This is a genomic window from Pigmentiphaga litoralis (assembly GCF_014651835.1).
Classification (GTDB): Bacteria; Pseudomonadota; Gammaproteobacteria; order Burkholderiales; family Burkholderiaceae_B; genus Pigmentiphaga; species Pigmentiphaga litoralis.
Genome location: NZ_BMXQ01000001.1, coordinates 2,302,833 through 2,323,579, shown reverse-complemented (window position 1 = coordinate 2,323,579; position 20,747 = coordinate 2,302,833). Strand labels below are relative to the sequence as shown.

At 65.3% G+C, this 20,747-nt stretch carries 18 protein-coding genes; 10 read left to right on the top strand and 8 right to left on the bottom strand.

Annotated features, from left to right (window positions below):
• Nucleotides 1-7 precede the first annotated feature (7 nt).
• The 3 genes from IE116_RS10495 to IE116_RS10485 form a co-directional block, all read right to left on the bottom strand.
• A complete protein-coding gene (locus tag IE116_RS10495) occupies nt 8-1,534 on the bottom strand; it encodes a DUF3482 domain-containing protein (protein ID WP_189612209.1) in 1,527 nt (508 codons plus the stop codon).
• Nucleotides 1,531-2,964 (bottom strand): DUF2868 domain-containing protein, encoded by a 1,434-nt coding sequence (locus tag IE116_RS10490; RefSeq protein WP_189612208.1) that lies wholly within the window; start codon nt 2,962-2,964, stop codon nt 1,531-1,533. The genes IE116_RS10495 and IE116_RS10490 overlap by 4 nt, the downstream gene beginning before the upstream one ends.
• 104 nt (nt 2,965-3,068) lie before the next feature.
• Nucleotides 3,069-3,827 carry a GntR family transcriptional regulator gene (locus IE116_RS10485; protein ID WP_189614562.1) on the bottom strand — a complete coding sequence of 253 codons (759 nt, stop codon included), beginning with the start codon at nt 3,825-3,827 and terminating at the stop codon, nt 3,069-3,071.
• A 206-nt stretch (nt 3,828-4,033) separates the two neighbouring features.
• Between IE116_RS10485 and IE116_RS10480 the strand changes: the two genes are divergently transcribed.
• The 6 genes from IE116_RS10480 to IE116_RS10455 all read left to right on the top strand — a co-directional run bounded on the left by IE116_RS10480 (nt 4,034) and on the right by IE116_RS10455 (nt 9,924).
• Nucleotides 4,034-4,315 (top strand): UxaA family hydrolase, encoded by a 282-nt coding sequence (locus IE116_RS10480; RefSeq protein ID WP_179585486.1) that lies wholly within the window; start codon nt 4,034-4,036, stop codon nt 4,313-4,315.
• 70 nt (nt 4,316-4,385) lie between these two features.
• Nucleotides 4,386-5,561 carry a UxaA family hydrolase gene (locus tag IE116_RS10475; RefSeq protein WP_179585488.1) on the top strand — a complete coding sequence of 392 codons (1,176 nt, stop codon included), beginning with the start codon at nt 4,386-4,388 and terminating at the stop codon, nt 5,559-5,561.
• 198 nt (nt 5,562-5,759) lie between these two features.
• Complete coding sequence (locus tag IE116_RS10470; protein WP_189612206.1) at nt 5,760-6,773, top strand: Bug family tripartite tricarboxylate transporter substrate binding protein; 1,014 nt, start codon at nt 5,760-5,762, stop codon at nt 6,771-6,773.
• Between the two features lie 90 nt (nt 6,774-6,863).
• Nucleotides 6,864-7,808 carry a hydroxyacid dehydrogenase gene (locus IE116_RS10465; protein WP_189612203.1) on the top strand — a complete coding sequence of 315 codons (945 nt, stop codon included), beginning with the start codon at nt 6,864-6,866 and terminating at the stop codon, nt 7,806-7,808.
• A gap of 2 nt (nt 7,809-7,810) precedes the next feature.
• Complete coding sequence (locus tag IE116_RS10460) at nt 7,811-8,830, top strand: Ldh family oxidoreductase (RefSeq protein ID WP_189612201.1); 1,020 nt, start codon at nt 7,811-7,813, stop codon at nt 8,828-8,830.
• A 98-nt stretch (nt 8,831-8,928) separates the two neighbouring features.
• On the top strand, nt 8,929-9,924 hold the full coding sequence (locus IE116_RS10455) for a Bug family tripartite tricarboxylate transporter substrate binding protein (protein WP_373302987.1): 996 nt from the start codon (nt 8,929-8,931) through the stop codon (nt 9,922-9,924).
• A gap of 16 nt (nt 9,925-9,940) precedes the next feature.
• Here the strand turns inward: IE116_RS10455 and IE116_RS10450 are convergent, their stop codons facing one another.
• The gene (locus IE116_RS10450) at nt 9,941-10,507 is read right to left on the bottom strand and encodes a TetR/AcrR family transcriptional regulator (RefSeq protein WP_189612197.1); all 567 of its coding nucleotides are present in this window, start codon (nt 10,505-10,507) and stop codon (nt 9,941-9,943) included.
• A gap of 131 nt (nt 10,508-10,638) precedes the next feature.
• On the opposite strand from IE116_RS10450, the gene IE116_RS10445 reads away from it, so the two are divergent.
• Complete coding sequence (locus IE116_RS10445) at nt 10,639-11,907, top strand: MFS transporter (protein ID WP_189612195.1); 1,269 nt, start codon at nt 10,639-10,641, stop codon at nt 11,905-11,907.
• A gap of 143 nt (nt 11,908-12,050) precedes the next feature.
• A complete protein-coding gene (locus IE116_RS10440) occupies nt 12,051-12,977 on the top strand; it encodes an SGNH/GDSL hydrolase family protein (protein WP_189612193.1) in 927 nt (308 codons plus the stop codon).
• A 45-nt stretch (nt 12,978-13,022) separates the two neighbouring features.
• On the opposite strand, the gene IE116_RS10435 is transcribed toward IE116_RS10440, so the two are convergent.
• The 4 genes from IE116_RS10435 to IE116_RS10420 all read right to left on the bottom strand — a co-directional run bounded on the left by IE116_RS10435 (nt 13,023) and on the right by IE116_RS10420 (nt 17,265).
• The gene (locus tag IE116_RS10435) at nt 13,023-14,165 is read right to left on the bottom strand and encodes an alpha/beta hydrolase family protein (protein WP_189612191.1); all 1,143 of its coding nucleotides are present in this window, start codon (nt 14,163-14,165) and stop codon (nt 13,023-13,025) included.
• 11 nt (nt 14,166-14,176) lie between these two features.
• Nucleotides 14,177-15,361, bottom strand: a complete 1,185-nt coding sequence (locus tag IE116_RS10430; RefSeq protein ID WP_189612189.1) for an alpha/beta hydrolase family protein — start codon at nt 15,359-15,361, stop codon at nt 14,177-14,179.
• A gap of 10 nt (nt 15,362-15,371) precedes the next feature.
• Nucleotides 15,372-16,346 carry a Bug family tripartite tricarboxylate transporter substrate binding protein gene (locus IE116_RS10425; protein WP_189612187.1) on the bottom strand — a complete coding sequence of 325 codons (975 nt, stop codon included), beginning with the start codon at nt 16,344-16,346 and terminating at the stop codon, nt 15,372-15,374.
• Between the two features lie 301 nt (nt 16,347-16,647).
• Entirely contained in the window at nt 16,648-17,265 is a 618-nt protein-coding gene (locus IE116_RS10420) for a cupin domain-containing protein (protein ID WP_189612185.1), read from the bottom strand.
• A gap of 233 nt (nt 17,266-17,498) precedes the next feature.
• Between IE116_RS10420 and IE116_RS10415 the strand changes: the two genes are divergently transcribed.
• Nucleotides 17,499-19,058, top strand: coding sequence for an alpha/beta hydrolase domain-containing protein (locus IE116_RS10415; protein WP_189612183.1), 1,560 nt, complete (start codon nt 17,499-17,501; stop codon nt 19,056-19,058).
• Between the two features lie 109 nt (nt 19,059-19,167).
• The gene (locus IE116_RS10410) at nt 19,168-20,727 is read left to right on the top strand and encodes a rhodanese-like domain-containing protein (protein WP_189612181.1); all 1,560 of its coding nucleotides are present in this window, start codon (nt 19,168-19,170) and stop codon (nt 20,725-20,727) included.
• Nucleotides 20,728-20,747: the final 20 nt, after the last annotated feature.

Below are 20,747 nucleotides of genomic sequence, written 5' to 3'. Positions count from 1 at the left end.
AACCGTCCTAGTCGCGTCCTACTCCCGACCCACTGACGTCCTGCTCCCTGGCCTCATCCTCGATGTGGCGCAATTTCAGCTTTTCCGCTTCTGGGTACAGTTGTTCGAGCAAATGGGCCATCGCATCGGCAAGCAATCGGGCAAGCGTTGCGACGGGGGCGTTGTCGTCCGGTGCATTGCGCGCTGCGGTCCACGCTTCCTGCAACGGGTCGGCCCGCTCGCCCACGACGCGTGCGACGTCGTCGCGCCAGAAGGGCGGAGCCTCTCCTTCGACGAAGTTGCCCCGTCCACGGCCGAAGTGCGTGATCGCCAGATAGCGTAGCAGGCCGGCTTCGGCCAGGGCCTGCAGGTAGGCATGGCTCAGTCGCACGGTGGCGCGATCCGCGCCGCTGGCCTTGTTGACGCCCCAGGCCGCACCGGCAAAGGTGGCCGCGCCCACCACGGCGCCGACCACCATGCCGCTGCCCAGGGTCAGGCCGCCACTCAGGACATCGGCCGACGCGCCTGTGGCCGCGCCCGACAGAATCGCGCCCACCAGACCGGCCTGCTTCACGCCGACCGGGGTGCGGACGTTGACATGTTCGCTCAGGCGCTCGTTCACGCGCGCCGCCACCTTGCCGTCCAGGCCATGCAGGGCCAGCAGCTTCAGGGTGGTCTGTGATTCGACGCCCGCCACGCGTTCGACGAGGGCGCGCAGGGCGTCGTCCTGCGCTGGATGGGCCACTCGTTTGCCGGGGGTGACGGCATGCAGCGCCTTCTTCCATGTCGGCGCGCTGTCGGCCATCGGTTGCTTTTCGCGCGCGGCGGCGGCCAGCAGGTCCGCCAAGGCGCGCATTGACGCATCGAAGCGGTCGGTGTTGCGCGCTTCCCAGGTCGCAACCAACCGCTGCGCGCCGTCGCGCTTGTCGGCAGGCGCCAGGTCCACCAGGCTTTCGAACAGCACGCCCTCGTGCACCCAGCATCGCGCAAAGGCGTCCATGGGCAGCACCGCGCGAACCACCGTAGACGTCCTCAGAGCCTGCGACCATTTGCGGATATCCGCTTGTTCGGCATTGGCGGGCGCAGGCGGCCCCATCTGGTTGAGAAGCACAACGACCGGCTTGCCCAGCCACTGCAGCAATTGCATTTCCGGTACGACGTAGCCGGCGTCTTGCGGGTCTTCGGATGCGTTGACCAGATAGAGCACCACGTCTGCATGGTCGCGCGCGGCCTGCAGTGCGCGCTGGCTCAGGTAGAAGGGCCGGTCGCGCATGCGGTCCCACACTTCACTCAGGAACCAGCCGACCGGATTGCCAGACTGGCTCAATCGTTTGGCCAGGCGCACCGAATCGCCAAAGCCGGGCGTGTCCCACAAGGTCAACTCGTCACCTTCGGGCGACGTGAGCAGGGTATGGGCGTCGGCGGTTTCGGTCACGTGGGCGGCGTCTCGCACCTCACCTACATCGCGCAGCAGCAGGGTCCGGGCCAAGGTGGTCTTGCCTGCATTGGTGTGTGACACCAGGCACAGCTGCAGGCGAATGGGCGCTGTATTCATGGCCGTTCTCCGGCAAGCAGATCGATCACATGAAGGTGAACCTTGTGCAGGTTCGCAAAGTCCTGCCACAGCTGGCGGCGCTGCGACAGGCGGGCGGCGGCATCGCCCGCTCCGCCCAGGCGCTGCGCATAGGCGGACGTGTCCACGGCCACGGCGACCTTGCCGGGCAAGGCCCGCAACAGGTGATCGACGAACGCGCCGTGCGTGTCGATCTCCGGCGTGGCCGACAGGTTGAACAGCACCAGGGTCGTGGTTGCGGTGTCGTGCGTAACATCGGTCCCGGTCAGCGCCGCCTCGGGCGTATCGCCATAGGCCGCAGCAGGCCGCAGCGTCATCTGCGCCGTGTCACCGAGCAGCGTGCGCGCAAAGGCTTTGAGGCCAGCATCGCGGTGCTCGTCGACCGCAAAACTGTAGGGGATGACTCGCAACACCAAGGCTTGCGAACCGAGCGCGCCCAGCAGGCGACGGAAATAGGGCTCGTCGTAGGGCACGGGAAAGTGGGCCTGCAAGCGGGCCGCGCGCCAGTGCGCATACGCTGCCATGACAATGCGCGGCACCACGATCAACAGCAGGAACAACAGGGCGTACCGATGGATCCAGGGCGCGCCATTGGCCGTGCCGCCGCTGTCCGAAAAGCGCAGCGCCGCGATATCGGTAGGCAGCCAGTTCAGCGCAGGAAACAGCGCAGTCACTGGCGAAAACACGATAGCCAGGAGACGATGCACCCCGGGCGCATCCATGAACGTGCTTTCCCAGCCGACGCGGTATTCGACCGTCAACCCCCGCAGGTACAGCGACGCAATGACGCCAGCGGCCAGCGCCGCGGCGGCCAAGTGCAACGCCCTGCGCCAGCGGGCCGCCGTCAGCGGCGCTGCGCGGACCTGCCAATCGTGTTGAAAGGCAGCGATTGCCTTGGCCACGGCAGGCGTGGGACGGCCATGCAGACGCCGCGTCGCGCCCGACAACCATGCCGGCAGCTGCCATTGCGGCAGTCGTGCCGACGCGGAAGGAAGCACCGCCATCACCAGCATGCCGACATACACCAGCACGTTCCAGCCCACGATGCCGAGCAGCGGCAAGGACAGCAGGTCCATCCGGTGCGGGTTCGCGATACGTTCGGTCAGCATGCCCGATATCAACGCGATCACGGGCAGCACGACGACCAGCAGCGTCGGCCATCGCAGCGGCTGGCGCCATGCCGCAAGTCCTGGCGTGTGTGTGGCGAGATCGGTCAGCAGCAGATCGGCGCGCCGGGCAAGGAAGGCGTCGGGCGTGACCGCGGCCGCGTCGCCCGATGCGCCCAGCTGCAGCTGGCGGCGCGCGCTCAGGCTGGCCTCGCGGTACGCGGCGTCATCAAGCACCGCATGCGCCGTATCCGTGGTTTCGATCGCGCGGATCGCCAGCACGTCTCTTGCCGCTCGTTCATCCATCCGCGTGCATTCCTGTGGGGAGTAGGGGGCGAATGACTATATCCGAATCACCGGGCCCCCGACGTAGGCGGATGCAGCAGGGTGTGTCGAGCGGTGAGCGCGTATCAGCTTGCCGGTGGCGTGCCGGGCGCCTGACCCAGGTACTCGTACTTGTCGGTGTTCACCCGCGAGACCCGCCATTCGACCGGCTCACGGTTGAAGGAGTAGGCCAGCCGGCGTACTTCGAGCAGCGGCGCGCCGACGGCCACCTCCAGCCACGCCGCGTGGATCTCGTCGGCGCTGCAGGCACGCAGGCGCTCGTCGGTCGCAATGACATTGATGTTGAAGGTGTCCTGGTAGAAGTTGTAGAGGGTGCTTGGACGTTCGCGCAGCATCTGTTCGGTCAGGCCCTTGAAGCGAGGCTCGGGGACGGTGATCGTATCGACCATGACGACATCGCCATTGAGCACCAGCCGGTTCGAAAACTCGAACACCTGATCGCCCGCGTCCAGACGCAGCGCATCGCGCACGGGGCCCGTGGCCCGCAACCGGCGGAACTTGAGCAGGGTGGTGACCGGATAGGTCTTCACGCCATCCTGGCCCACCACCCGGAAGAACTTGAAGAAGTGATGATTGCGGTTGTGGATCGCCACGTAGGTGCCGCGACCCTGCTGCCGCACCAATATGTTTTCGGAAGACAGTTCATCGATGGCCTTGCGCAGCGTGCCGATCGATACGCCGAAGCGCTCGGCCAGAAGCTTTTCGGGCGGGATGGCTTCGCCCTGCTTCCACTCGCCATGCGATAGCGCGTCGAGCACGGCCTGCTTGACCTGGGCATAAAGCGGCGCGCCCGCCTGGGCGTCGCTGGGCAGGGCCGAGATCATGGTCGACAGGTTGCTGTTCTTCATGGACGGATAAGGTGGTTGCAATGCCCCGATTGTACCGCCAGCCGATGCACGGCCATGCAGTCATTCAAATCATATAGATGATTTAGTTGACTTCGGAAAAGTCGGCCCCTAAGATGGCAACACCGACAACGCAACAAGGTGCGACGCGCTTCCCGCGATCGCACCGGCAACCGGAGGAAGACATGATTCACGCCGTATTGCACGACTCGAAAGACACGGTCGCCGTGGCCGTGGTGGAGGGCATCACCGCAGGCACCGACATGAGCGCCTGGGTAATGGACGAGGACCAACTGATCTCGGTCAAGGCGCTGCAGGACATCCCGATCGGCCACAAGGTCGCGCTCAAGGACATGGCCACCGGCGACACCATCTACAAATATGGTGTCGACATCGGCAAGGTGGTTGCGCCGATCAAGGCCGGCGAACACGCCCACGTCCACAACATCAAGACCAAGCGCTGGTAAGCGCGTCGCCACGTCAACGTCAAAGGCGCCTCGCGCCCTGCTGCGCAGTCCCACATTCAAGGATCCGACCATGGCCGTTGTTACCTCTACTTCCACTTTCCAGGGCTATCGCCGCGACAACGGTCGCGTGGGTGTCCGCAACCACGTCATCGTGCTGCCGGTCGATGACATCTCGAACGCCGCGGCCGAAGCCGTCGCCAACAACATCAAGGGCACGCTCGCCCTGCCGCATCCGTATGGCCGCCTGCAGTTCGGCGAAGATCTTGAACTCCATTTCCGCACGCTGATCGGCACGGGCTGCAATCCCAACGTGGCGGCCGTCGTCGTGATCGGCATCGAAGAAGGCTGGACCAAACGCGTGGTGGATGCCATCGCCACCACCGGCAAGCCGGTCGCGGGCTTCAGCATCGAGCTGCATGGCGACCACGACACCATCATGCGTGCGTCCAAGACGGCCAAGGAATACGTGCACTACGCGACCGCCCTGACGCGGACCGAATGCCCGATCTCGGACCTGTGGGTGTCGACCAAATGCGGCGAGTCGGATACGACATCGGGCTGTGGCGCGAACCCGACCGTGGGCAACGCCTTCGACAAGCTTTACGGCCTGGGCAACACCCTGGTGTTCGGCGAAACGTCGGAACTGACCGGCGGCGAACACATCGTGGCCGCGCGCTGCGCGAACGATGCCGTACGCGAAAAGTTCATGTTCATGTTCGATCGCTATCAAAAGATGATCGACCGCTGGAAAACGACCGACCTGTCCGAGTCGCAGCCGACCAAGGGCAACATCGCGGGCGGCCTGACCACCATCGAAGAAAAGGCGATGGGCAACATCCAGAAGATCGGCAAGACGTGCAAGATCGACGGGGTGCTCGACAAGGCCGAGATGCCGACGTCGTCCGGCCTGTGGTTCATGGACTCGTCGTCGGCCGCGGCCGAGATGGTGACCCTGTGCGCCGCGTCGGGCTATGCCGTGCACTTTTTCCCGACGGGGCAGGGCAACGTGATCGGCAATCCCATTCTGCCTGTCATCAAGATCTGCGCGAATCCGCGTACCGTACGGACCATGTCCGAGCACGTCGACGTCGATACGTCCGGCCTGCTGCAACGCGAGATCGATCTGGACCAGGCGGGCGACAAGCTGCTTGAATGCATGCTGGCCACCGCCAACGGCCGGTGGACCGCGGCCGAAGCCCTGGGCCATCGCGAGTTCGTGCTGACGCGCCTGTTCGAAAGCGCGTGATCTGACGGACGCCGGCCTGCGGGCCGGCGTTCGCTGCCGCATCCAAGCTTCGCAGCGTACCGGCGCACAGATCGCCGGACGCCGCGATGGCGGCAAGCCCGGCTACGCAGCCGGGTGGAGGAGACATGGACCATCCACGTCATGCCACATCGGCAGGCGTCGTGCTGTCCACACAAACCACCCACGGAGGACACCATCATGACTATCGAACGATCGGACGGAGGTTGGGACGCGTCACGCCGGCGCGTGCTGGGCATGCTGGGGGCAGGCGGGCTCTGTGCCGTTTCGCCCTGGACATTCGCGGCGCAGGCCGGCGGTGCGTGGCCGGAACGGCCCATCAACTATGTCGTGCCATTCCCGCCAGGCGGGCTGACCGACGTAGCCGCGCGGCAGGTGGGCAAAGCGCTGAGCGATGCCGAGAAGTGGAATGTGGTCGTCGAGAACAGACCCGGCGGCAGCGCCAACATTGGCGCCTCGCACGTCGCGCGCGCGGCGGGGGATGGCTACACCTGGCTGGCCATCACGCTAACCCATGTCGCCAACGTGACGCTGTTCGAAGGCAAGACCGGCTACGACCTGATGAAGGACCTGACCCCGATCGCGGGCCTGGCGTCGTGCGGCATGATGGTGGTTGTCAACGCCAAAAGCGACATCAAGACCCTGGACGACCTGACCCGCGTGGCCAAGACTCGCAATCTGTCGGCCGGTTCGAGCGGCAGTGGCACGCCGCCCCATCTGGCGCTGGCGCTGTACGAAAGCCTGACGGGCGTGTCCATGACGCATGCGCCCTACAAGGGCGGCGCGCCATCGCTGGTGGACCTGATGGGAGGCCACCTGGATGTCATCTTTTCCAACTATCCCGAATCCTTGCCCCACGTGAAAAGCGGCGCATTGCGCGCGCTGGCCGTGACCGCCAAGGCGCGCACGCCGGACCTGCCTGATGTGCCGACGGTGGCCGAGGCGGGCATGCCGGGCCTGATCGTGGACAATTTCACCGGTGTGCTGGCGCCCGCCAACACACCGCCGCAGATTGTGCAGCAGGCGGGCAAGGCGATCGTCGAACAGATGTCGCGCCCGGAAATGAAGCAGGCCATGGTGCAGCTGGGCTTTTCGCCGCAGCCGCGCGGACCGGCAGAATTCCGGACCTACCTGGACAGCGAAGTCGTGCGCTGGCGCAAGATCATCCAGGACGCCAAAATATCGGTCGGCTGAGGGCAGCCCGCCGACGCGGCATGCTGACGAGGCACGCTGACCCGGCACCCCCCGCACAAGACCGACGCAACGAACAAGGAGAATGACAGTATGCGGATCATCATCACGGAGTTCATGGACGAGGCCGCAGTCCATGCGCTGGCCCGCCGCTTCGATGTCAGGTACGAGCCCGATCTGGTGGACAGGCGCAACGAGTTGCTGTCTGCCCTGCAGGACGCCGAGGCAGTCATCGTGCGCAACCGCACGCAGGTCAATGCCGAGATGCTGGCGGCAGCGCCGCGCTTGAAGGTGGTGGGGCGGCTCGGGGTGGGGCTGGACAACATCGACGTGGCCGCCTGCCGCGACCGCGGCATCGAGGTGATCCCGGCCACCGGGGCCAATGCGCGCGCGGTGGCGGAATACGTCATTGCGACGTCGCTGATGCTGCTGCGCGGCGCCTACACGGCCAGCGCCGAGGTGGCCGCGGGCGCCTGGCCGCGTACGGCCTATTCCAATGGTCTGGAGGCCGAGCAGCGCACGCTGGGCATCGTGGGCTTTGGCGGAATCGGGCAACTGGTCGCCAGACTGGCGCAAGGCATTGGCATGCAGGTGGCGGCGTACGATCCCATGCTGCCTGCGGAAAGCAGCGTCTGGAAGAACACGGGCGTGCAGCGCCTGGAACTGGACGCCTTGCTGGCAACGGCCGACGTGATCACGCTGCACATTCCGCTGACGCCGGACACCCGCAACCTCTTCGACAGCGCCCGGATCGCCAGCATGAAAGCGGGCAGCATACTGATCAATACGGCACGCGGCGGCATTGTTGACGAGGCGGCCCTGGCGGGGGCGTTGAAGAGCGGCCAGTTGCGGGGCGCCGCCATCGATGTCTTCGACCAGGAACCGGTCAAGGCGGGCGGTGCGCTGGCCGATGCACCCAATCTGATCCTGACGCCGCATATTGCGGGGCTCACCCAGGAAGCGAATGAACGCGTGTCCAGCGTCGTGGCGGACCGCGTCGCGGCCGTGCTCGATGGGTCAGCCCAAGGAGGTCGTTGATCATGGCAACAATCTCGACCGATGATCTGCTGGCCCTGGCGCAACGCGCGCTGGCGGCCAGTGGCGCCGATGGGGCGATGGCGGACGCAACGGCGCGGGCGCTCGTCTATGCGGACAGCCAGGGTCTGGCCTCGCATGGCGTGGCCCGGGTGCCCGCCTACGCGGCGCACTTGCGCAATGGGCGCGCGGTTGGCACGGCGCAGCCCCGTGTGCTGCGGGAGCGGGGCGGGGCGGTCCTGATCGATGCGGGCGCGGGCCTGGCCTATCCGGCATGCGCCGAGGCTGTCGATACCGCCGTGCGCCGTGCGCGGGACCATGGCGTCGCGTTCGCGGGCGTGACCAACAGCCATCACTTCGGGGCGGGCGCCTACCACCTTGAAGCCGTGGCGCAGGCAGGCATGGTCGGTCTGGCGTTCAGCAATTCGCCCGCTGCCATGCCGGCCTGGGGCGGCAAACGCGCGCTGTTCGGCACCAATCCCATTGCGGCGGTGTTTCCCCGCCGCAATGGCGCGCGCATCCTGATCGATCTGTCCTTGTCCGAAGTGGCGCGCGGCAAACTGATGGTCGCGGCCAAGGAAGGCCGCGAGATCCCGCTGGGCTGGGCGCTCGATGCTGATGGCAAGCCCACCACCGATCCGAAAGCCGGACTGGCTGGCAGCATGCTGCCCATGGGCGGCGTCAAGGGCGCAATGCTGGCCCTGGTCGTGGAACTGCTGGCCTGCGCGCTGACCGGCGCCCACTTCGGCTTCGAGGCCGACTCCTTCCTGACCGACGAAGGCGAGCAGCCGCGTGTCGGCCATGCGTTTCTGGTCATCGACCCGGGCGCGCTGGCAGGCCAGTCGGCCTACCTGGACCGTGTCGAAGCCCTGGTCGACGCAATGCAGGAAGACGAAGGCGTGCGCCTGCCGGGCGCGCGTCGCGGATCCCTGAGCGAGAAGGCCGCGGCCGACGGCGTGACGATTCCCGACGCGTTGCTGCAACAACTGCACGATCTGGCCGGTCTCGGAAAAAGCCCGGGTTGACGTGGCAGCGGGCCGCGCGCACTGTTCCGGCGCGGCTCCGGACAACGCATCTTCTTGTCTTTCCGCTTATGCTTACGGGTGAAAACAAGGAGACAGTTGTGATTCGCAAGGTTTTTTCGTGTCTGGGTCTGGCCGTTGTCACATCGGCCACGTTGGCGTCGTTCGGCGCGACCGCCGTGCATGCCCAGGCGCAAACGTTCCCCGCCAAGCCCATTCGCATGATCGTGCCCTTCCCGCCGGGGGGCGGCACGGACATCCTGGCGCGACTGGTGGCGAACAAACTGACGGAAGTCCAGAAGTGGACCGTGGTGGCCGAAAACCGCGCCGGCGCGGGCGGCACCATCGGCATCACCGAAGCGGTCCGCGCAGCGCCAACGGGCTATGAAATGGTCATGGGCCAGAAGGACAACCTGGTGGTCGCGCCCTGGCTGTACAAGAACCTCAGCTACGACCCTACCCGTGACCTGGTGGCCGTCGCGCATGTCGGCTTCACGCCCATCATGATCGTGACCAGCGTCAATTCCCGCTTCAAGACCCTGGCGGACGTGGTCACCATTGCCAAGGCCGAACCCGGCAACGTGACCTACGGTTCGCCCGGTAATGGCACCACCATTCATCTGGCCGGCGAGATCTTCAAGGGCGCCGCGCAGATCGACATCCGCCACATCCCCTACAAGGGATCGAACGCGGCCATGCTCGACGTGCTGTCGGGCAATGTGGATCTGATGGTGTCGTCGGTGGCCTCGGCCATGGCGCAGATCAAGGCGGGCAAGCTGCGTCCGCTGGCGGTCACCTCCGCCAGGCGCAGCACGTCGCTGCCTGATGTCGCGACCGTTGCCGAACTGGGCTATCCGAGCGTTGACGTCAGCACCTGGTATGGCCTGTTCATGCCGGCGGGCACGCCCAAGTCGGTAGTGACGACCGTGAATACCGCGGTCAATCAGCTGCTGGCCACGCCCGAGATGCAGGCCGCCGTGATCGCGCAGGGCGCCGAAGTCCAGGCCATGACGCCTGACGCATTCTCGGCGCTGCTCAAGTCCGACTACCAGAAGTGGCGCGGCATCGTGCAGGCATCGGGCGCCACGGTCGAATAAGGCGCGGCGTCGGCGCCTAGGGCGCGACCCGCGCCAGACAGGCTGCGATCAGGCCGTGCACATACGCGGCCCGCAGTGTCTCCCCACGAAAAACGATGCGGTACATGATGGGCGAGATGATCTCGTCCATGACCGCATCGATGGCCGGGTGGACATCTCCCCGGCGCGCCGCGTGCTCAAGAATGATTTCCAGCTGATCCTGCGTGTACGAACAGCAGGTGTTCGGCCCGTCGCCGCCACCGGCGAGCACATCGCGCACCATGGTCCGACCCGGGCCCGACGACATCTCGTCCACAAACTGGTCGATCCACAATTGCAGGTCGGTGCGCAGGTCGCCGGTGGAAATCGGCGCGCTCTCGGGCCGCAAACGTTCCACGGCGACGTCCGCCAGCAGTTCCGGCAGGTCGCCCCAGCGGCGGTAGATGGTGGACGGCGTGACGCCGGCATGCGTGGCGATCAGCGGCACCGTCAGCGCGGCGCGGCCGTGTTCGGCCATCAATGCACGCACGGCGGCGTGGACCGATTCCTGGACCCGCGCACTGCGGCCGCCGGGGCGGAGTCGTTCTTTGGTAGCGGAAGACATGGTGGCGATCAATGACCTGCCGAGAAGCGGCAATGCGTGCAGTATCCCACTAAAGCAAATTATTTGCTTTAAATGATGCTTTGATGCACCATGCATTAACGCAAAATTTTTGCTTTTACTTGATGGTTGTCATGTCACCCCGCGCCCCCGAACCTTCGCCCTCCCACGCCACGGGCAACCCCACGGCCGGCCCTGCCGCCAGCCGGGCTCGCCTGGGCTCGACCGGCTCGGTCGTGCTGCTGGCCAGCATCCTGATCGCTTTCATGGCGGCCTCCAGCGCGCCAACGCCGCTGTACAGCATCTACCGCGAAGCCTGGGGTTTTTCGCCCATCACCCTGACCGTGGTGTTTGGCATCTATGCGTTCAGCCTGCTGTTTTCCTTGCTGACCGTGGGCGCGCTGTCGGACTACGTGGGACGCCGGCCCGTCGTGCTGGCCTCCGTGGTCTTGCAGGCTGTCGCCATGGTCCTGTTCATCCTGGCCAATGACGTGCCGATGCTGATCGCAGCGCGCGTCGTGCAGGGCCTGGCCACGGGCGCCGCCATGAGCGCGCTGGGTGCGGCCCTGCTGGACGTCAACCGCATCTGGGGCGCGCTCATCAATAGTGTCATGCCTATTGTTGGCATGGCCATTGGTGCACTGGGCTCCAGCGTGCTCGTGCAGTTTGCGCCATCGCCCATGCACCTGGTGTATGCGGTGCTGCTGGTCGTGTTGCTGATCCAGGGCGTCATTACCCTGTTCCTTCCCGAGACCGTTCGGCCGCAGCCCGGCGCATTGGCGTCATTGCGCCCGAAGGTGCGGGTGCCGGCACAGGCGCGCCGCGCGTTGATGCTGGTGGCCCCGGTTGATGTGGCGGTCTGGGCGCTGGGCGGATTCTTCCTGTCCCTGGGCCCCACGCTTGCCCGCGTCGTCACGGGCGAACAGGCGCCCGTGGTGGGCGGGCTGCTCGTCTTTACGCTGACGATCTGCGGTGCAGCATCGGTCATGGCCTTTCGTAATACCGAAGCCCGCCGCACCATGAACATTGGCGCGGCGGCATTGATTGTCGGCATCGCCACCGTCCTGGCCGGCGTTCACACCAACGCATCCGCAGCATTTTTTGCGGGTACGTCCATCGCAGGCGTCGGGTTCGGCGCAGCCTTTCTTGGCGCCGTGCGCACCGTCATGCCCATGGCCTTGCCGCACGAGCGTGCCGGCTTGATGGCTGCCTTCTATGTGCTCAGCTATTTCGCGATGAGCCTGCCTGCCATGGTGGCCGGTGCGCTGGTCGGTACGATAGGCCTGATCCCGACCACGGATATTTATGGCGCCGCAGTGATACTGCTTGCTACCGCTGCGCTGATCGGCAGCATGACCCTGCGTCCCGCCACGCCGCACGGGTCAACACTTCCCAGCCGTTGAGCCTGGCAGGCGTGCCACCGGTCTAGGTCCGATCGGGCGTGAACCGCGATCCAGCTCCGTGTAGACGCACTACATCATACGAGCGGCGCACCGTTCGGCCATCGCCGGTACTGTGTACGTCCATTGCCATATGGCGGACTCGCATGACACAGCGCCCTCGTTCCCGTTTGCTTCGCTCGGTTCTGGTTGGCGGAACGCTGTTCTGCGGACTGCTGATCGTGGCCGAAATTGCCACCCGCCAACTCGGCCTGCTCGACTTCCCTCTGTACGAAGCCAACGCTGACATCGGCTACGTGCCCAAGCCAAACCAGCAGGGCGCCTTCCTCAACAAGAACGACTGGCAGTTCAATTCCCGCAGCATGGGCGCGCCCGAGTTCGAGCCTGGACCCGGGCCCAACGTGCTGCTGGTTGGCGACAGCATCGTCGATGGCGGAAACCCGTACCGGCAGCAGGAACGGCTCGGCCCGCTCACGCAGAAGGCGCTTGCGCCCTCCGGCGTCAAGGTCTGGCCGATCGCGGCGGGCAGCTGGTCGCTGCGCAATGAACTGAAATGGCTGCAGCGCAATCCGGATGTGGTCGACCGTGTCGATGAGGTGGTCTTCCTGCTTGGCAGCAACGACTTTGGCGATGCATCGTCGTGGTCGTGCGAATTCAGCCATCCAAGGTCGCATCCGACCTCGTCGTTATGGTTCCTTTTCAACAAGTATGTCTACCGGCTCGAGCCCTGCGGCACGCCTCCCGACGCATTGAAGGTGCCGCAGGGCGATGTGCATGCGGAACTCGAGCGCTTCATGTCGGCTTTCGGCAAGAAGACGACCGTGGTGTTGTATGCGACAGCAGAAGAGAGCCGCAATCCGGCCGAGCGGGCGCGCAGCTTCGAGCCCGCGCGCCAGCTGTTGCGGTCGGTCGGTGTAAGGGACCCGGTAGTGATTGCGGATGACGCGCGCTGGTCGCCTGACTGCTACAAGGACTCCGTGCATCCCAAGCCATCGGCCATGCCGGTGCTGGCGGACATCCTGGCGCCGCATATCCTGGCGCGGGTCGGGGCGCCAAAGCAAAGCGCGTGGTGAAGGCGAGGCGCGCCTGGCAGGGCGCGTGCAGCCCTGCCCGCGCCGCTACAGGTGATCGGCCAGCCAGTCGGCCACGATGTTGGCGCCGACTTGCCGGTTGTCTTCCTGGCAATGCTCGCTGCCCCCGTCGTGCGCGCGCAAGACCTTGAGGGTCTTGTCGGTCGACCCGACCGCGGCATAAAGCCGCTCGGCAAAGTCGAGCTGCACGATATTGTCGTCTTCACCGTGGATGCAGAAGAAGGGGCATCGCATTTTCTGCGCAATGCCGTCGAGCCGGTAGTTCTCGAGTTTCTTCATGCACGCGTCGATGTCCGGCTTCCCCAGCACCCACGGCAACTGGAAACCCGGCGCAGAGAGTTTGGTCCCGCCCGATTCCATGATCTTGCGCCGACGCTGCCATGACTCGTGGTAGTCGAAATGGCCGCCCCACGCGACGCAGGCCGCAAAGCGCGGATCCATGGCAGCGGCACGCGGCGCGTAATAGCCGCCCATGGAAAACCCCATGACGGCCACCCGTTCCGGATCGACATCCGGGCGCCGGGTCAGGTGGTCGTACGCGGCCCCCGCGGGCACTTCATAGTCATACCGGCTGGGAATGCCCTGCAGCCGCAAGGCTTCGCCCTGGCCGGGTCCATCGATCGCCAGCACATGGATGCCGCGCCGCGCTATCTCGACACCACCGAACAGGACGCTCATTTCCTTGGCGTTATCCAGGCCGTCGAACATGACGACGGTGGGCGCCGGGCCATCCACATCGGCCTTCAGAAACCAGGCCGGCAGTGTCGTGTCTTCATAGGGCACGTCGAGCCGTTCGATCTGTGGATAGCGGCGCTCGATCCCTTTGCTGAAGCAACGCAGGCAACTGCGATAGGTGTCCCACTTGCGTTCGGATGGCGCAATGAAGCGCTCGCCGCAAAAGTAATAGATGGCCGCGCGCAGATAGTAGGCGCCCGATGTCAGCCGGTGCCCCCGGGCTTCCTCGGCATCGCCGAAGCCTTCGATGCGCCTGGCCATCGCGGTCCACTCGGTCCACCACAATTCGTTGTCGCCTTCATGGCCGCGCAGCTTCTGGCCGATCTGATCGATCTCGCCGATGGATGCCGCGCCCCAGGCGGCCATCTCGATGCCGAACATCATGCCCTGCGACCACATGTGATTGTCGGGAAAGTACTCGAACCAATGGCTCATGCTGGCTCCTGTCAGCCGGGGGTGAAGGCCAGCGCGGCCTGGTCGATACCAAACACGTCCGCCAACCAGTCGAGCATCAGTTCCTGGCCAAGGGTCGGGTTGTCGTGCTGGCAGTGCTCGGCGCCGGTTTCTTCCTCGGTGGTCAGGCGCAAGGTGGCTTTGACGCCATGCTTGACCGCATAGTCGTAGACCGTCCGGACCGCCTCGACGCCAAGCACATCATGACCGCCGTGGATGATCAGATAGGGGCACTTCATGTGCTCGAGCACGCCGTCCAGGGTGAATGGCTTGGCGATCTCGGTGGCTTCGGCCATATTCTTCGCACCGAAAACCCACGTCATGTGGCCGGCCAGTCCATGGCTGTCGTCCCGCACCTTCCAGCGGGCGTGAATGTCCCAGATCGCGCCGTGGGAGATGCATGCGGCCAGCCGCGGTTCCATGGATGCGGCCCGCGCAGCGTAATAGCCGCCCAGGCTGGATCCGCTGACGGCTATGCGCGACGTGTCGACATCCGAACGCCGTTCGAGCCAGTCGATGCACGCGCCGATGGGCACTTCGTAGTCGTAGCGGGTCGGCAGCTTGTGACGACGCAAGGCACCGCCCTGGCCAGGCCCATCCACCAGCAGCACCGACATGCCGCGCTGCACGGCGCCGCGGCCGGTCATGAACCACAGCTCGTCCTTGAAGGAGTCGAGCCCGCCGACCGAAATCAGAACGGGCTGACGGTCGCCGCCATTGGCCGACCGGATGAAATAGGCAGGCAGCGTCGTGCCGTTTTCGTAAGGGATCTCGACGACTTCGGCAGCCGGCGTAAAGCGAGTGAAGGCCTTGGCGGAGGCGCTCTCGCACAGGGTGTAGGTGGCCAGGCGTCGCGGGTCGTGGCCGTCCAGCCAGAATTCGGCTTCGCGGTAGTAGTTGGCCGCGCGCAGCCAGCAGTTCATTGCCGTGCGCAGGTGGCCGTTGCCCAGGGCCTCGTCACCGCGACGATCGTTGCGATCGGCAATGTGCGTCCATTCCTTGAACCAGCTTTCGCGGTCCCCGGGAATGATTTTGCTGCCCGCCTGAAAGACTTCGCTGACGGCGCCGCCGCCTTCCTGCGTCTCGCCAAGCCCGCGCCGGAACTGGTAGGAAAACCAGAAATCCTCGGGCCAGTGATGCCAGCCGAAAGGCTCGTAAACCGAATGGGGTTGCTGCATGGTGTCTCCGTCAGGGCTTCGGGGTGTCGAGCTTCAGGTCCCGGATGATCGAGCCCCACTTGTCGTAGTCGCGCCGCCATACCACGCCGAAGTACTGCGGCGAGCCGGGCGACGTATCCAGTTCCAGCGTCGCGGCTTTTTGTGCGACGTCGGGCATCTTGAGCGCGGCATTGACCGCAATGTTCAGCTTGCTGATGATTGCGTCGGGCGTGCCCGTGGGCGCGAAGAAACCGAACCAGCCAAGCGCTTCATAGTCGGGCACCGTCTCCTTGAATGTCGGGACGTCAGGCGTGATGCGCGAGCGTTCGCGCGCGGTGATCGCGATGCCGTGCAAGCGGCCCGCCTTGACGTGCGGATTCATGCTCGATGCGCCGCTGATCGTCAGCGGCACCTGCCCGCCAATCACATCGGTCACGCTCTGGTTGCTGCCTTTATATGGAATGTGCGTGAACGAGAATCCCGTTTGCCGCTTGAGCAATTCGACCGCAAGGTGGGGAAAGCCGCCTTCGCCGTTGGTGGCCAGGCTGACCTTGCCTGGGTTGGCCTTGGAGTACGCGATCAGGTCAGGCAATGTCTTGGCTGGAAAGTCGGGGTTCGACACCAGCATCAGGTAGTTGGTGTAGGCCATGGCGACCGGCACGAACGCCTCACGCACATCGAAGGGCTGCTTGTTGATGATGGGTGCGACGGCCATGCTGCCCATCTGGCCGAGTACCAGCGTATAGCCATCGGGCGCGGCTTGCGTGGCGTTTTGCAGGCCCACCATCCCCGATGCGCCAGGACGGTTTTCCACCACCACCGGTTGTCCGAGCTGATCGGTCACCTTCGGCCCGATGAGACGCGCAATGATGTCGGCCAGGTCGCCTGGCGGATACGGCACGATCACGCGGATCGGCTTGTCGGGATAGGTCTGCGCAAACGTGGGAGAGGACAGGGCGGCGGCGCAGAGCACGCCAGCCACCACGGCAGGGATCAGCTTGTTCATACGGCGATTTCTCCGGGCTGGGAAAACATGCTGCCGCGTCGTCGGAACGACCGGCATCCGTGAAGCAAAGACTGTCTCCGACCCGGGTCGAAGCGGGCCCGGCAAAGCGGGCGCCTCCCGGTTATCAAGTCGATAGACTTAGAATCAAGCGACTTGAATTTAGCGGCGGTGCGCGCGCGACGTCAATCGGCGTTTACATTTTTCCTGGCGGGGAAGGGTGAGGCGCGAAGAGTCAGGCGTAAGGGTCAAGCGTAAATGGCAGGGTGGCTTGCGTCGTGGGCGCCCTGCCTTGCGCGGCGATTCAGCGCGGCTTGCGGCGCCGGCTGCGACTGGCGATCGACGATGGGTCGCTGCTGCGCCGGCCGGGCGTGCTGACCCAGACGACTCGCGCCGGCTTCTTGCTGGCGTTGCGGTAATGGTGCGCGATCTCGGACCGAAAGGAAAACGAGTCGCCGGCATTGAGCACAAAGGTTTCGTGGCCCACCGTCAGTTCGAGCTGGCCTTCGACGACATAGCCCACCTCTTCGCCTTCGTGCGCGACGACGCCTTCGCTGCCGCCACCGGGGGCGATCACATGCAGATGGCCTTCGAGCAGATGATCGCCATCGGGAGCGACCAGGCGTTCCACATGCGAGCCTTTGGCGTCGATCGGCAACGCGGGCCGTTCACCCGCGCGCGACACGATGTGGTTGTCGTCCCGCGCGGCCAGCAGGTCGGGCACCGTCGTGCCGAAGCTGGTGGCGACCTTGTGGAGGAGCCGCAGCGACGGCGTGATCTTGCCGTTCTCGACCTTGGAGAGCATGCTCTCGGAACAGCCCACGCGATCGGCGACCTCGCGCAGCTTGAGTCCTTTCAGGATGCGGGTGCTGCGGATATTGCCCCCTAGTGCAAGGGAATCGGCTTCAGCGGCGTCGGTCAAGGGAACACGCTCCAGGCGCGTGAGATCGGGAGGTCCATTGTAGGGGAGGCGTGCGTGGCACCGCAGGTCGACAAACGTGGATTGACGCAGTCAAGAAACGAGGACTACATTCGATCAAAATATTGAACATGCTCATAATCGATCTTGATCAAAAGAGCGTGGTCTGGGACGACCCGTCAACGAACGGGTCCCGACAGGAATCGGATGCCTGGAGCATCCACGGAGGAGACATCATGGTTGCATACGATCGCACGGCATTGACCGCGAGGCCCCGTCACGCACTGGCCCGGTGGTGGACACGCGGCCTGAGCAGGACCGTTACCTGTAGCGCGCTGCTTTTCGCATCGGCATTGCCGGGCGGCGGAGCGTTTGCCCAGGCGGTCACCCTGGCGGCGCCGCCCACGTCGGTCACCGGGCCGATTGCCGAAACGGCGGCCAACGTGTTGTACCAGGGGCTGAACATCATCGAGGGTGCGGTGCCAGTCACCGCTTTCCCTTATGTGACGGAAGAGTTCTTTGTGAGCGGGACGGCAGGTGGCCAACCCTACGCCACTCGCATGCTGGTGCGCCGCCCGCGCAACGTTGCCGACTTCAGCGGCGTGGTGGTGGCCGAAGCCATGCACCCCAGCGGCCGGGCGCTCATTTTCGAGTGGTCCCGTGAATCGGTGCTGACCCGCGGGCATGTCTTTGTCGAGATCCCGACGTCGGCCGCCAATATCGCATCCATGCGTGCGTTCAACGACGCGCGCTATTCCACGCTGGCGATCCCGTTGGCAAGCCAGGCGAACGAGATCATTGCCCAGTTTGGGGCGCTCATGAAGACCAATGGCCGGCCGGGCGGCTGGCTGCCGGGCTACGGGGTACGCAAGGTCACGCTGATGGGGACGTCCGCGTCATCGGGCACCGTGCGCAACTTCATGGCGGTGCACCCGACGGTGCGTCTGAACGATGGCAAGACCGGTCCGGTCTATGACGGCTATCTGGTGACCAGCACCAATGGCAACACCAAGCTGCCCTTCCTGGATGTGCCGATCATCCAGATGCCGACCCAGACCGAGGTGCGCACGTGGGCCGAAGAAGGAATCCAATACCGGAGGTCGGACGGCGACGAGCCCAACAACCAGTTCCGGCTGTACGAAGTGGCCGGGATGGCGCACAACAACGCGCGCGAGAATCCCGGCTTTCTGGGGGATCCCTGCACCAAGCCCGTGTCCAGCTTTCCGGCAGGCGCGTTCACCGCGCTGGCGCTGAATCATCTTGTGCAGTGGGTCGACAAAGGCGTCAAGCCCCCCCACGCCCCGGCGCCCATCACGACCGATGGCAACACCTTCGGCGACGGGTCTTTCCTGGCGCTCGATGCCAACGGCAATGCCACCGGCGGCATCCGCAATGTCTATGTGGACGTGCCGACGGCGACTTATGGCGTCTTTGGCGACGGCAGGTTTGCGGCCGATGCGCCGCAAGCCGAGAAGGACAGGCTGAACCGCCTGTGCCTGCTGGTCGGCACCGAGGTCAAACTGTCCCAGGAAGCCCTTGCGCGTCTGTATCCGGGCGGGCCCGCCGAGTATCAGGCCAAGGTTGCAGCCCGTCTGGATACGCTGATCGCCGAAGGCTGGTTCCTGCCCGAGTACCGCAAGTTCGTCACGGCCGACGTGGCCGCCGCGCAGATCCCGGCGCCTGCGGGCAATGTCGCGGGCAATCCCATGTCGAGTGGCGGCGGGGCCCTGGGGGGTAGCGCACTGGCGGTGCTGGCCGGACTCGCGGCGCTTGGCCTGGCGCGGCGGCGGCTATAAGCAAAGACGAATAGCTTCGTTTGCAGTCGCGTGTAGATCCTGCACTATGCGCGACTCTAGAATCGGGACAGCCTCTCCGCTCCTATTGACCTCTCTCAGGCACGTCCCCATGATTTCTTCTATCGATGCACAGACCGTCAGGCAGTGGCTGCAGGACGGCAATGAACTGGCGTTCCTCGACGTGCGCGAGCACGGGCAGTATGGCGAAGGCCATCCCTTCTTCGTGGTGTCCGCACCCTACAGCCGGCTCGAGATCGATGTCACGCGACTGGTTCCGCGGCGGGGCGCGCGGATCGTCCTTCTCGACGATGACGATGGGGTGGCGGAGCGCGCAGCGCAGCGTCTGCAAGGCCTGGGGTACACCGATCTCCACGTGCTGACACATGGCGCGAAAGGGTGGCAGGCGGCTGGCTACGAACTGTTCCAGGGCGTCAATCTGCCCTCCAAGACCTTCGGGGAACTGGCCGAGCACGCCTACGATACGCCGCGTATCCAGGCCAGGGAACTCGATGCCATGTTCCAACGGGGCGAGCGCGTCGTGGTGCTCGATGGCCGGCCCTTCGAGGAATACCGCAAGATGAACATTCCGGGCGCCATCTGCTGCCCGAACGCCGAATTGCCTTACCGCATCCACGCGCTGGTCGATGACGACACCACGCCCATCGTGATCCATTGCGCAGGCCGCACGCGCAGCATCATTGGCGCGCAAACGCTGATCAACGCCGGCGTGCGCAACCCTGTGTATGCGCTCGAAAACGGCACCCAGGGGTGGTTCCTGAACGATCTGCAACTCGAGCACGGCAGTTCGCGCCGCTATCCGCAGGTGGATCCGGCCGACCCGCGGCTTGCCAGTCGCCGGGAAGCCGCGGCCGCCCAGGCCGCATGGCATGGCGTCGGGCAGGTCGATGCCGCGACGCTGTCCGCGTGGCTTGATGATCGCGGGCGCAGCACTTTCCTTCTCGACGTACGCACGCCGGAAGAATTCGCCGCGGGTACGCTGGCGGGCGCGCAGCATGCGCCCGGCGGGCAATTGGTGCAGGGTACCGATCAATATGTCGGGGTCCGCAACGCACGGATTGTCCTGCTCGATACCGATGGCATCCGCGCGCCCTTGATCGCGGCATGGCTGCGCCAGCTGGGACATGACGCGTACCTGTTGACCGGAGACGTCACCCTGGCCCCGCCAGCCACGGCCCCGAGCGCCGTCACGCCGCTGGCCATCGTGGAAGCCGACGAGGTGGCCGCGCTGGCCGCGTCGGGCGGCGTCCGTCTGTTCGACGTTCGCGCGAGCACCAAGTATCGGGCCGGGCATATCGATGGCGCGACCTGGACCATCCGTCCGCGCATTGATGCGCCCCTTGCCACGGACAGCCTTCCGGTCGTGATCGTCGCCGACGACGGGCGGATCGCTGCACTGGCTGCGGGTGATGCCGAGGTCGACGACGCCCGCTGGCTGGCCGGCGAACCTGCTGCCTGGGCCGAAGCCGGCTTGCGGGTCATTGACACGCCCGATCAGCCGGCCGATGCCGAGTGCATCGATTACCTGTTTTTTGTGCACGACCGCCACGACGGCAATCGCGAAGCCGCGCGCCGCTATCTGTCCTGGGAAACGGGGCTCATTGCGCGCCTCGACGACAGTGAGCGCGCCGCGTTCCGGCTGCGCCACTGATCATTCACTTCAAGAGAACC